The following is a 12268-nucleotide window of genomic DNA, read 5'->3' on the forward strand; positions in this document are numbered from 1 at the left end:
GGGCGGGTACCACGTTGAGTACCCGCCCCGCTGATATTTCCTAAGCTGCGAGATCCACAGACGGGGACCACGGCCCGACCGATTCGCGAACGCCGACGAGTGCGATTCCACGTGCGATCCGCTTCCGCCGGACACCTCGCTCCTCAAGTGCGGCGTAGAAAGCGCGGCGCGTCCACCGCTCCTTCATCGGGAGGTTTTCGGCGTCACACCAGCCGAGATACCGGTTGAATGCATCGGTCCCATCCATCTGGGTTCCGTCCGGGCACGGCTCCAGAATGTCAGGGAAGAACCCGGCGAGCTGGTCAGAGGTCTGCTTGAAATCCCGTACCGAGGCCGTGATGACCGACGGTTCACGCAGTCCCTCGCGGAACCATTCGATCGAGCCCTGGACCGCCCACGCGGCGATTCCCTCAGCCTCCGCCGCCAGCTTCTCGTCCAGGTCGTAGTCACGTTCCTCGGGGGCAAAGAAGCGTGTGAACGGCACCAGCTTCACGCGCCGCCAGAGGCCGGCGTCCTGGCTTTTGAACTTGGGCTTGTGATTGCTGGAAAGAATCAACAGGAAAGCGGGCTTGAATTCAAAGAATTCCTTGCGGAGAAATCGTGCGCTCATCATGTCCTTGCCCGTGGAGCGCTTGAGTACGGCCTCGCTCATCGGGCGTCCGGCCTCGCCCTCGGAGGCCAGCACCAGGCGGGCGCCGCGCAGGGCGGCGAGATCGTTCGGAATACCGCCCGAGGGCCGCTCTTCAAATGTCGAGAACGGCGTTGTGGTGGAAATGGTGCGGAACGTCTTGGTCAGGCAGTCGGTCAGGACGGACTTTCCGTTTGCGCCCTCGCCGTGGAATACGGCGAAACACTGCTCATTCGTATTGCCGGTGATCCCGTAGCCGATCATCCGTCGCATGAAACCGACGAGTTCCGGATGGTCCGGGAAAATTTCGCTCAGGAACCCTTCCCACCGAGGGGCACGGGCCTCGGGCCGGTAGTCGATGTCAAGGCAGTAGGTGATCAGGTCGTCGGGATCGTGCGGGCGGAGATGCCCGGTCCGGAGGTTTACCGTCCCGTTCTTGAAGCTGAGGAGGTCCGGCCGGGAATCGAACTCGGCGGCGCCGATGTACACCGATGGAACGGACTTGAGCTCCGTCATGAGATTGTCGATACCTGACGTGTTCAGAAATGCCTTGGCCGCACCAGGGTTTCCGGCGAGGGCGAGGGCGGCGCCCATCCGGTGAATCTCCTGCCGGACCCGCGTCGCCGACTGCTCCCATCGCCGGCCGTCCCAGGCGAAGAACCCGAGCCCGGGGCTGTACCTGATCCGGCCGCTCGTCCAGTTGACGAGCGCGTAGGCATTGATCGCGGCGGAGTCGCCGAACTTGTCCGTCAAGTCCTTGAGCATTTCGAGGGCTTCGAGGCCCTGCTCGCGGCTCACGAAATCCGCGCCGGTCCGCTCGGACAACACGGCGCTTCGACGCTCCGCCACCTCGTCGGCGATGCCCCGGACCGGCCGGGCCGTCTTGATCGCGCGGTGGAGAGTTGCAGGGAACCCCTCGGGGTCACGGGCCCGCCAGGCGGTGAGGTCGTCGCCGTCGTGCGGGATGTCGAGGAGGTAGGCGTCGATGCCGTGCTCGGCGAGGCCCTCGGCCAGGCGCCGGCTGAACTGCGAGCCCGCCGCATCCCGGTCGCCCGCGATGACCACGTGCATGCCGCGCAATCCGGCGGCGAGTTCGGCCAGCAACTCGGGGACGCTGGCCAGGGCAGCGCCACGGATCGCGACGGCGTTGTACCCGACGGCTACCACGGTGAGCGCGTCCCCGGGGCCTTCGGTGATGATGACGGTGCCATAGCCGCCGAGGCCGGGGAACCATCCGTACTGGCACCACCGCTCGCCTTCTGGGTTGCTCAGGCTCACCCACCGTGCCGGGCACCGGCCGGTGACGTCCCGGCCCTGCAATCCCCGGGTCACCCCGGCGAAGTCGCGCATGGGCACGGTGAGGCGCGGGAACGCGGTGAACGCGCGGGAGCGGTAGCGGAACCCGGGCGTTCCGGGGTCGACGCCGAGGAGGAGGTCGGCGGCCGTGTCGAGGGAGAGGCCGAAGCGGTCGAGGTAGGCGCGGGCGGCCTCGGCGGTGGCGTTTTCGTAGTCGGCCAGCGCCGCCGAGGTGAGGTCGACGTACATGGCCAGGGCGGCTATCGCGCCCGGCCCGGCCGGTGCCGGCCGTTCCGCGGTCACCCGTGGCCCGTCCCCGGTGGCGTTGAAGAGGTCGGCCCAGCTCAGCTGGACCGACCGGCGGACAGCGTCGTTCTCGCACCCGGACCGACACTTGAAACGAACCTTGCCGTCCTCGCCGTGCCAGATGCGAAGGCTGGGCGATCGGTCGGGGTGGGCGGGGCAGCGGGCGATGTAGCCGCCGTCACCGTGCCCGGTGACCTGCTGGAACCTGCTCAGGATGTCGGTGATCTGCACGTGCGCTCCTTTGTTCGAGCGCGGTGGAGTGCACGTGTAGAGCGTCAGACCACCTGGTCCTCCGCGAAACGGTGCGCGTCACGAAGGTCTCGGACCAGCGCGGGGAGGTGGGCGACGTCGGTCGACAGGTACCACCGGTTGGTGTCGAGGCCCCGCAGGCAGGGACGCCACCCGTAGCGACGCCGCATGGTCGCGGTGTCGAGACCGAGGTCGAGGCGAAGCCGGGTCCACGTCCGGACGTCAGCGTGGACCTTCCCCCGGGCGACGGCCGCCCGGCGTTCCTTCACCGCAACCAGGCCGAAGGGGAAGCCGGCATTCACCGCCTCGGCGCGGGCCTGGCGGAGCCAGGTGGGAACGGCGGAGTTGGCCACGTCCTTGGCCTCGATGATCACGGGGACGGCGTGGAGGTCGCCGACGTCGAGCCGCCCCTCCTGCGCCGGGCGCCGGACGTTGCCCGGGTCGAACGGGTCCAGGAGGCGGCCTTCCTGGTCGACGTGGCCGAGAGCCTTGTTCAGGTGGTCACGGAGTGCGCTCTCCCAGCGGGTGCCCTGCTGCTTGTTGCGGTTCGCGATGTTCCCCTCCCGGGGTACTAGGTTGAGTACGCGGACATGCCGAGAGGGGCCGACCGGCGGCGTGTGCCACCCGTCGACCCCTCGGTTCACTGCTCCAGGTATCCCGGCATGATCAGCCGCACGTGTTCGGCGGAGACCCAGGTGCGGCGCATGGAACGGCGCCGAACGAAGCCGCTCTCCACGCCGGTCGGCTGGACGAGCAGCATGGGCCGGAGCCGGCCGTCGACCACCCTGGTCGTCACCCGGCGGACCACGGCATCGGTCACGCGGACGCGGTTGCGCCGGCGGGCGGCGTAGTTGACCAGGTCCCCGGTGTGGATCTCGTCGCCCGCGTAGTCGCAGACGGTGTTTCGCTCACTCATTGGTGGTGCCCCCCTCTGCGGCCGGGACCGGGCCGAGCACCTTGAAGACCGGCTTGCGGAAGGAGACGTCCACGCCGGTCTGGGTGGTGAACTGCACCAGTTCCAGGGAGAGCTGGACGAGGGCGGGGCCGTCGACCTTGTCGAGGGCGTTCTCCAGCTCGTGAAGGACCTTGAGCAGTTCCCAGGAGCTGCTGGTCAGCTGGCCCTTGCCGAGGTCGGGGGAGTCGGCGAGGCGGAACGTGACCTTGATGAGCGGCGACGGGCCTCGGCCGGTCTTCGACTGGGCCTTGCGCTCGCTCAGCAGGGCCGGGCAACCGCAGGGCCTGCCGGCGTCCTCCGGTGGCTCCAGGAACTCGACGCCGTCACACACGTGGATCGGTGGACCGGAGCGGCCGAACTGGACGAGGCTGGACTCCACGGCGTCGGCGCCGTCGATGACGAGGCGCAGGCTGTCGACCTCGGTGATGACCTCCAGGGAGTCCTCCTTGGTGGTCGCCCACGGTTCGACGGCGCCGCCCAGGAGCTTGGAGATCGCTTCGGCCACGGCCGGATCGCCGGTGGTGATGCGCCAGGTGGGAAGGCTGACCGGCCGGTCGTTGACGGTCTTGCCCGCCCGCAGGCGGTAGGCCAGGTCATCGGCGAACTGGGGCCGGACCTTGGGGAACGCGGCGGGGTCGGTTTCGAAAATGCGGACTGCCAAGCTGCTGGGCTCCTTGGGGTGGGGGTTATGTGGAAGGGCTCGACCGCGGAGCGGCCGGCGGTGCGCTACTTCGCGCGGCGCTGCGTGCCGGTGACGAGAGGGCCGGCAGAGGCGGCGAGGGCACGGCCGATCACGGTCCCCGACTGGTTCCGGTCCCAGTCGAAGATGCGGCGGAGGTGGCAGAACACGGCGAACACCTCTGAGCCGGACCGAACGGGCTTGAACGCCCAGCCCTGGTCGGTGATGTGGAGGACGGCTGCGCCGTACACCACCGGCATCGGCTCCTCGCTGCCGTCGGCGTGGATGATGCGTTCGGCGTGCCGGTACGCGCTCAGCTGGAGGGCGACGTCGGGGTAGGTGTCCCGGCTGGTCTTCCAGTCGACGATGAGCAGCTGGGGGGCGCCGTCGGGGTCGAGGTTCCCGTCCTTGCCGAGGCGGACGCGGAGGATGGCGTCGAACGACCCGGCGTAGCCGATCTCGTCGTTCCAGCACACGTCCTCGGCATGCACCAGCTCGGGGCGGACGGTGTCCAGGAACTCCAGGAAATGCCGCTTGTACGGTTCGAGGTCGGGGCCCACCCGGTCCAGCTGCTCGCCACGGATGAGCCGTTCGAACAGGTCGTGGGCGTCACTGCCCAGACGGCTCCTGGCGCGGGTGTAGCGGGTCGCCGCACCCTTGAGAAAGTCGACGGCCCCGGCCTTGTCCCTGGCCGCCATCTGTTCCACGAAGTCGATGCTGTCGACGGCGAGTTCAGCCACCATCCGGGCGTTCCAGAACGGCAGGAACGGCTTGGGGATCATCGACAGGACCGACGTTACGCCCGGGTGCTTGTCGTGTGTCTCGGGGTGCACGTACCACCGTGCGCCCCCGCGCTTGATCGTGCGGACGGTGCCGCTCACAGTTTCCCCTCGGGGTCGGTGCTGTTCTGACACCGGTAGGGGCGCGCACACGTAGAGGGGGCCGGGAACGTGAAAGGGCCCCGCCCGACCGGTAAGGGTCGGACGGGGCCTGGGAGTTGGGTTACAGCGGGTTGGCGGCGTCGCGGATCTCGGCGAGCGCCTTCTCTATCGCGTCGAGCTGGGCGAGCAGTGCCTCCCGCTCGTCACCTTCCAGCATGCTCACCGGGGCCAGCGGAACGGCGGTGAGGACCTGGGCGACGTCGCCGAGGATGGCGGCCGGGGTGCTGGCCGCCGGGGCAACCGGGGTCGGCTCCGGGGCCGGGTCCTCCTCGGGCTCCTCGTCCGCCTCAGCGGCTGCGGTCCGCGTTGCCTTGTTGGCCTTGGCCAGTTCCCGGCGCCGCGCGGCGTCCGCCTTGGCCAGCTCCTGGCGGGTCTGCCGGGGGATGTCGAAGTGGTCGTGGACGAGGTCCGACAGGAGGACCGGGCGCTGTGCCAGTTCCAACGTCTCGGCGGCCAGGTCGATGTGCTCCTGGTCGTCCTTCTTGATCGCGGCGTCCAGGTAGGCCTGGGCCGACTCGATGGCCTGGCGCTGCGACTCCTCCGCCTTCTCCAGCAGCGGGGCGTAGCGGGCCCGCTCCTCCTCGTCGGCGACGTCGAGGGCCCGGACGTAGGGGACCAGGACCGCGCTCATCTGGTTCTGCGCGGCCCGCTTGATCTGGTTGCGGACCTCCTTGACGTCCACCTCGTGAATGTCGGCGACCTGCTTGGTGGCGAGGTCGAACAGGTCCGCCACGGCGGCCTGGTACTGGTTGGCCTTGCCGTCGAGGGACGGCAGGCCGTCAACCTGGATGAACCGGCGGAGTTGAAGCATCGTGTTGGCGACCGCGAGGCCGATGGAGATGGTGGTCTTGAAGGCGGAGGCGATCACGGCGGCCCCGGCGGCCAGCACCTCTTCGACACCCTCCACCGTTCGGTAGTCGGTGGTGGTGACCAGGACCCGGGTCGGCTCAGCTCCCCTGCGGGCCTCCTCGTCCCGGTCCTGCGTGGTCTCGATGGCCTCCGGCCCGGGGACGATGGTGGTGGGGGCTTCGGCTCCCACGACCTCCGGGTCGCCCCCGGCCTCGTCGTCGAGCGCGGTGCCGTGCTGGTCGGCCCCTGCCTCGTCCATGGTGTTGATCAGGTCGGCGACCTGGTCCCACACGTGCTCGGCCGGGTCGCCCTGGTCGTCGAACTCGGGGTCGGCGGTGTCCGGGATCAGTTCCGCGATGCGACCCCCGGTGATGCCCATGAACGGCTCGTTGGTGTACCAGACGGTGCGCAGGTCGGAACCGAGTACGGGCACGTCGTGCACCTCGGTCCAACTGTTCTCCTCGGCGGTGGGCTCCTCCTCTGCGGCGGGGCCCTCGGCCTCGGCGGTCGGCTCCTGAGTGGCGGTCAGCTCCCGGATGAGCCGGGTGGCAGCCTCGGCCTCGGCAGCCTGGTCGGCGAGGTCTCCGGTCACCACTCGGGCGCAGGTCCCGCACAGGGCGGCATCGGTGGACATGTCGTCCTTCGCGACACCATCACGGTCACAGAGAGTGGCGCCCGCCCCGGTCTCGGCATCGACCAGGGGGAGGGCGTGAGGCTTGACCCCCTTGCCCACGGTGCCGACAACGTATCCCGCCTCAACTGCGTCCTTCACCAGGACAGTTGCGCTCATTTCTTGATCCTTCCCTGCCTGCCGTTCCCGTGTGGCCCGGCGTCTGCTGGAGACCATACGGAGGCTGGGCGGCCAGACTCCAGGGAGAATCGGAGACTTTTCCTCCGGTTGCGATTACTCGGAGTGCTGGCGGCAGGAGGTGGGGCGGGTAGTACCTATGGGAAGGGGGCTACGCGTCGACCTCGGACGGCGCCGCCGGTGCGGCGGGTTCACCGGCCGCCAGGGTCTTGCCGTCCTCCACTCGCTGGACGGTCTCACCGACACCCAGGGTCGCCGCGACGACGGCGAGGATCAGGACGTCCGGCAGGTCCCGGACGTAGTGGGCGACCAGGGCGAGGACGGTGGCGGCGATGGCGTACAGGCGGGCCGGATGAGTCTTCAGGAACTGGGTCAACTGCTCTCTCTTTCACGGTGGTTGGTCACTCTTCGAGGGGTGGGTACTAGGTTGAGTACCGGCTAGCGGATGAGCTGGACGACGGCGCCGACGACGGTGGCGAGTGTGGCAATCGGCAGTGCGTACTTCCACGCCTCCAGGGTCCGCAACCGGGCCTCGTGGTCGGCGAGCTGATCGCGGACCTCCTGCGTCTGTTCGCCCAGGGACCGGACGTCGGAGCGCATCCCTACGATCTCGTCGTAGATCTCGCGCGGGGACACCCGGACGGACAGGTCGTCGTCGCCCACACCCACCCCCTTCTGTTCAGCCGGTCGGAACGCGGAGCCGGTCCCACGAGGCCTGGCCCGGGACGCCGTCGGCGGCCGACCCGGTGTAGCCGAGACGTCGCTGCCACGCGGCGTACGACCGCTGATCGGCGCCGCCCCAGTCCGGGCCGGGGCCGACGCTGTAGCGTCCGCAGCCCTCGGCGACCAGACGCTCACCCATGCGCGTGATCACACTGGAGTGCCGACCGCCCTGAAAGAACCCGGCTCCGGGGAACGGCTCGATCCCGCGAGGCAGATAGCCGAGCAGGCGGCGGAGGCTGGTCTCGCCGGGAACCCCGTCGGCGTCGGAGCCGGAGAACCCCAGCGACCGCTGGAAGTCGGCGTAGTTGGCGGTGTCGGCATCGGACCACAGCGGACCGGGGCCCTCGGCATAGTGGGACCCGAACCCGGCGCCGACGAGGGCGCGGCCGACGGCGGTCACGTGCTCGCCCCGGGCCCCGTACCCGTAGGTGAGACCGCCGATCACGGCCTGTGCCCGGGAGACGGCCGGCGGCGGGTTGCCGCCCCCGCCATCGTCGTTGCCGGCGCCCCCGCCCGCGGAGCCGAACAGCGCTGCGGGGTCGATGGCACCGGGGTCGCCGTGGTCGTTCCCGGGTACGTTGGCGTGGCAGTAGTGCCCGCCCTCGGTGAGCCACACCGACCGGTCGCGCCGCGAACTCCCCGGGTATGCGGGCGGGTTACCCATCGGGAACCGGTCGGGGATGCCCCACGAGCGGATCGCCGCCATGAGCGCCCGGAAGTTAGGCCCCGGCCGCCAGTAGGAGGTGAACGGGTTCGCGGCGCGGGCGAGTACCTCGATCTGGATGCACGCCCCGCCGGTACGGTTGGTGCGGGTGGCGCCGTCGTTGCGCAGGGCCCGCGCGCTTCGGCCGAACGGCCCGTACTGACCGATGCGGTCGGTGGTCGGGTCGTACAGAATGTGCGGCTCGGAGGCGACGTTGACCAGATAGGCGCCGACTGCCTCGAACGAGCCGTCGCCGGCGCCGCTTTCGGTGGTGTGCCACACGACGCGGGCGGGCCGGTCCGGGCTGTCCATGGCGCCGCCGATGGAGCCGGAGCCGATTCGTTCGGCGCCGGGAATCCAGTTGTCTCCCAATGCAAATACCCCCAATGGTCGGGGGCGGGTACCAGGTTGAGTACCCGCCCCCTCCCAAGGGGTGCACGGATCTACTCCGGCCCGGTGACGACGAGGCCGGGGAGGAGGGCGACGTCGCCGAAGCGTGTCTCCGGCGCGCCGACCGGGACGACGGGCGGGTCACGGCGCACGAGGTAGCCGGGCAGGAGCACGGCCAACCGGTCTGCCAAGGAGGCGAGTTGTTCGTCCGTGAGGACGATCGGAGTCGGCTCGGCTATGGCGGGTCCTCCTAGACGGTGGGCGGGTCGGGGGTGAGTCCGGTATCGGTGGGGAACCCGGGCGAGGACGCGCCGCGAAGGGTGAGCACCTGCTTCACTGCACTGTCGCCGCCGGTGACCCTGTTCCCCACGACCCATGCCAGGGTGTCGAGTTGGGCCCCAGTGCGGTCGATGACGCGGACGACGTCCCCGAGGCGGATGCGGGGGTCCGGCAGGATCTCGACGTCACCCAGGAGCGGGACCGGAAGCTTTCCGGCGTTGAGGAGGTGGAGGGCGAGGTAGGCCGCCGAGGTGAACTCCTGCACCCATCCCTCGGCGTCGTGGTCGTACGCCTGGCGGCCGTACACCGCCTGGCTCTCGCTGTTCTGCATGGTGACCCATGTGTCCTCGGGACCGGTGTCCGTCGGAAGCGTGGGAGTGAGAACGGAGTACGAGGTCCCGTACCCGTAGACGGGAGGCCGGCAGTAGACATCGACGGTCGCGGTGTTGCGCAGGGTCATGGTGGTGAGGCCGTCGGTGCGCGTCAACCCGACCTCGACCGCCCCGTGAACGGTCGCCGTTCCGTCGGAGTTGAAGAAGGAGAACCGGATGCAGCCGGGCGCCCCGCCCCCTCGGGTGATCGGGGGAAGGGCGTCGAGCTGGTCCTCCCCGGACACCCACGAGACACTGATCGTCCGCCCCGCCGGGATGACCAGGAGTTCACCGGACGTCGTGTACGTGGTCACCGACTTGACCCGCGCCCAGTTGCGCCACCGCGCGCGAACCCAGTTACGGCACGCGTCGATCTCCTCCGTAACGGTGAGCGCGGCCAGTTCGCGGGCCGAGCTGACGGTGAGGTTCGGTGTGGACGGGGTGGTGGTCCAGCGTGTGCCGTTGCGCCACCGGAACATCCCCGACGGGTCGAACTCCGCTGTCGACACGGTCGCCTTGGCGATGGTGGTGATGACGTCCCAGGCGCTCCCGCTCACCACGGGTATCACGGTGAGGGGGTAGACGGGCGGGTCCAGGACTGCACCGCGCTTCCAATCGGACTGGGTGAGGTCGGACGGGATCGCCGACATCGGCGTGAACTGCATGCCCTCGATGGCGAGGTCGCCGAGGACCACCGACACGTCCATGATCACGCCGGGTGGGAGCTTGATCTGCGGGATGTCCGCGCCGAGGCCGTAGATCGTGTTCCCGCTCGGTGGGGTGAGCCGGAACTCCACCGTCGTGACACCGTCGTTGGCGACTCTGACCCAGAACCCGACATGCCACCGGCCTGGGGCCTCGGTCTTCATTTGGTCGGGGTTCCACGTGAGTGACGGATTGTCGCCCGGGATGGTATCCGTGGTCCCACTGCTGACCCGGACTCGCCGGTTCGACCAGTCGATCTCCAGCGCGGTGCGCCAGTCCCGGTCCTCCGTGGCCCAGCGGATCTCCAGCCGGGCCTGCTGGTTGGCGGACCCGGGACCGGTGGTGTCGAACCAGCACTCATGCCAGTAGCCGGCGCTGCCGAGGTTGCGGTTCAGCCCGCGCACGGTCGGCACGTACCGGGCGGTGGCCTGGCCGGTCACCGGGCCTCGCGCGGCTGCGGTGAACGGCGGGGCCGGGTGGTCCCAGCGGTTCCAGCCACCGGACAGGGTGTAGAGGGTGCCGATGTTCGCGGCGGCGCCCCCGTGGTAGCTCGCGTACAGGGTGCAACCGGTGCGCGGGGGCGGTGAGGTGTGAATCCCGGCACGCCGCAGGAGGTGATCCACACACCAGGTGGCGGAGGCCACCCAATCGCTCGACGCGACACCGGAGGCGTCCTGGTCGATCCCGCCGGACGGGCGGGGCAGGTGGGCGGGCATCCGTAGGCGCTCCGCCCCGTCGAGCGCGGTGATGCGGACCGTGTCGCCACCTGACTGGGCAGACCGTGACCGTATCTGTCCCCGGAAGGCCGGCAGGGTCTCTCCGCCCAGGCCCCAGGCATGGACAGCGGACTGTCCCGGCCGGGCTATGTCGGCGGTGGCGTGCGGTGCCCACGGGCCGTAGAGGGCGGGCGCCGGCACTCCGCGGTTGCCGCCGAGCGACAGCTCCAACTGCGTGGAGGCCGACCCGGACCAGGCCCGCATGGCGTCGGGCAGGTCGGTGCCGTACGCGGACTCCAGCGACCACGATTGGACCTGCGGCCCGACCTCGGCACCGCCCAGGCGGGTGGTGTGGGCCTCGCTGCGGTCACCGGCCCGCAGCGCTGCGGTGAGTGTCGCGTTAGCCTGCTGCACTGGTCACCTCCACCAGGTCGAGGGAGACGTCGCGGGTGTCCGGCTGTCCGGGCACGGTGCCCTGCGCGTACCCGGTGATGCTGTACGCCGGGGTGCCGTCACCCGGCGGTACGGTCGGCGTCCCGGTGTGGCGCGGGGCCACGGTCAGGGAGTTGGCGCCGATCTTGACGTTCGTCGCGGTGCTCGCCCCCCACTGCACGGCGGGCGCCACGAAGCCGACGCCGTAGGGCACCACGGCCTGGGCGGTGGCGACGGCGGTCACGGCCTGGCCCGTCGGTGAGAACCACTCCAGGTACGGGTAGCTCGCGCCCCCGATGGCGGCGAGGGTGGGGGAGAGCGTGAACGTGACGCGTTCCCCGGGCACGACGGGCCAACCGCTCAATCCCGCAGGGGGCTTGAAGCGCAGGATGCCGCCGGGGCCTTGCCCGGCGTAGGAAACGACCACGTCGGCGCCGGAGTTGGCCAGCCGCAGGTGGGGGGTCGTCGCCCACTGGTTCGGCGCCCCTGTTCCGGTGAGCTGGCTGCCGGTGAGACGTTCCACGGCGGGCGGGTCCGAGACGATGTCCTCGGGCCGGGCGACCCGGAGCAGGGCGGGCCCGGCGGTCGAGACATCGGCCGTGGCGAACTGCACGGACGGGGAGGCGAATGCCGCGCCCGCCGGGGCGGCCTGGACCATGGGACGGGTGGTGACGGTGCTGCGGCTGGTCGACAGCGCGGCCCCGTAAACGTCGTACCAGGTGAGCCGGAGTTCGGCGGCGATCGTGACGGCACCGGGCACCCACCAGGCGATCACCTGCCCGGGTGCCACCGGATACCCCGGCCACGACGGGTGGTTCCAGCGGAGCGTCAGCCCGGACGACGGTACCGACCCGAGGGCGTTGACGATCACCGTCGCCCACTGGGAGCCACCTCCCATCAGCGACACCCCGGCGCTCGGCGTCCACTGGTCCACCGACCCGAGCCCGAGGGACTGGCCGGGCGACAGCATGTTGTCGGAGAGCGGGTCGACCACGGCGACGGGACCGGGGCCGTCGATCCGGCGGGCGATGCGGTCCAGGTGGGCCCAGTCGTCCCGCAGCATCCGCGTCCAGGAGACCTTGAGCCGTCGGGGCTGGACGGGGGCCGTCCAGGTGGTGACGGCCCCCGACAGCGCCCGGAACTCCGTGACCGTGAGGTCGGGCGTCCGGTCGTACGACACGGCGGCCTCGTCAATGTCCCGGAGGTTCCCGGGCCGCCCGATCCACATCCCCACGCCG

General features: G+C 70.1%; 12 protein-coding genes. All 12 read right to left on the bottom strand.

What is annotated here, in order from left to right; translation table 11 throughout:
- Positions 1-40: 40 nt before the first annotated feature.
- The 12 genes from AB0P03_RS09895 to AB0P03_RS09950 all read right to left on the bottom strand — a co-directional run bounded on the left by AB0P03_RS09895 (position 41) and on the right by AB0P03_RS09950 (position 12264).
- Positions 41-2461, bottom strand: coding sequence for a phage/plasmid primase, P4 family (locus AB0P03_RS09895; protein ID WP_363628296.1), 2421 nt, complete (start codon positions 2459-2461; stop codon positions 41-43).
- A 44-nt stretch (positions 2462-2505) separates the two neighbouring features.
- Positions 2506-3123, bottom strand: a complete 618-nt coding sequence (locus tag AB0P03_RS09900; RefSeq protein ID WP_363628298.1) for a hypothetical protein — start codon at positions 3121-3123, stop codon at positions 2506-2508.
- Positions 3120-3395, bottom strand: a complete 276-nt coding sequence (locus AB0P03_RS09905) for a hypothetical protein (protein ID WP_363628300.1) — start codon at positions 3393-3395, stop codon at positions 3120-3122. The genes AB0P03_RS09900 and AB0P03_RS09905 overlap by 4 nt, the downstream gene beginning before the upstream one ends.
- Positions 3388-4095 carry a hypothetical protein gene (locus tag AB0P03_RS09910; RefSeq protein WP_363628302.1) on the bottom strand — a complete coding sequence of 236 codons (708 nt, stop codon included), beginning with the start codon at positions 4093-4095 and terminating at the stop codon, positions 3388-3390. The genes AB0P03_RS09905 and AB0P03_RS09910 overlap by 8 nt, the downstream gene beginning before the upstream one ends.
- A gap of 65 nt (positions 4096-4160) precedes the next feature.
- The gene (locus AB0P03_RS09915) at positions 4161-4994 is read right to left on the bottom strand and encodes a hypothetical protein (protein ID WP_363628303.1); all 834 of its coding nucleotides are present in this window, start codon (positions 4992-4994) and stop codon (positions 4161-4163) included.
- Between the two features lie 121 nt (positions 4995-5115).
- The gene (locus AB0P03_RS09920) at positions 5116-6693 is read right to left on the bottom strand and encodes a hypothetical protein (RefSeq protein ID WP_363628305.1); all 1578 of its coding nucleotides are present in this window, start codon (positions 6691-6693) and stop codon (positions 5116-5118) included.
- A 169-nt stretch (positions 6694-6862) separates the two neighbouring features.
- Entirely contained in the window at positions 6863-7087 is a 225-nt protein-coding gene (locus tag AB0P03_RS09925) for a hypothetical protein (RefSeq protein ID WP_363628307.1), read from the bottom strand.
- 62 nt (positions 7088-7149) lie between these two features.
- On the bottom strand, positions 7150-7374 hold the full coding sequence (locus AB0P03_RS09930; RefSeq protein ID WP_363628308.1) for a hypothetical protein: 225 nt from the start codon (positions 7372-7374) through the stop codon (positions 7150-7152).
- 16 nt (positions 7375-7390) lie between these two features.
- Positions 7391-8509 (bottom strand): peptidoglycan-binding protein, encoded by a 1119-nt coding sequence (locus AB0P03_RS09935; protein WP_363628309.1) that lies wholly within the window; start codon positions 8507-8509, stop codon positions 7391-7393.
- A gap of 71 nt (positions 8510-8580) precedes the next feature.
- Positions 8581-8718, bottom strand: a complete 138-nt coding sequence (locus AB0P03_RS09940; RefSeq protein ID WP_363628310.1) for a hypothetical protein — start codon at positions 8716-8718, stop codon at positions 8581-8583.
- Positions 8719-8777: 59 nt separating this feature from the next.
- Positions 8778-11012, bottom strand: a complete 2235-nt coding sequence (locus tag AB0P03_RS09945) for a hypothetical protein (protein WP_363628311.1) — start codon at positions 11010-11012, stop codon at positions 8778-8780.
- On the bottom strand, positions 10999-12264 hold the full coding sequence (locus AB0P03_RS09950; RefSeq protein ID WP_363628313.1) for a hypothetical protein: 1266 nt from the start codon (positions 12262-12264) through the stop codon (positions 10999-11001). Before AB0P03_RS09950 ends, AB0P03_RS09945 begins: the two co-directional genes overlap by 14 nt.
- Positions 12265-12268 lie beyond the last annotated feature (4 nt).

This window comes from Kitasatospora sp. NPDC088779 (genome assembly GCF_040685395.1).
Classification (GTDB): Bacteria; Actinomycetota; Actinomycetes; order Streptomycetales; family Streptomycetaceae; genus Kitasatospora.

Coding starts and splice junctions, on each gene's coding strand:
- AB0P03_RS09905 (WP_363628300.1), bottom strand. CDS start 3,395: ATGAGTGAGCGAAACACCGTCTGCGACTACGCGGGCGACGAGATCCAC.
- AB0P03_RS09920 (WP_363628305.1), bottom strand. CDS start 6,693: ATGAGCGCAACTGTCCTGGTGAAGGACGCAGTTGAGGCGGGATACGTT.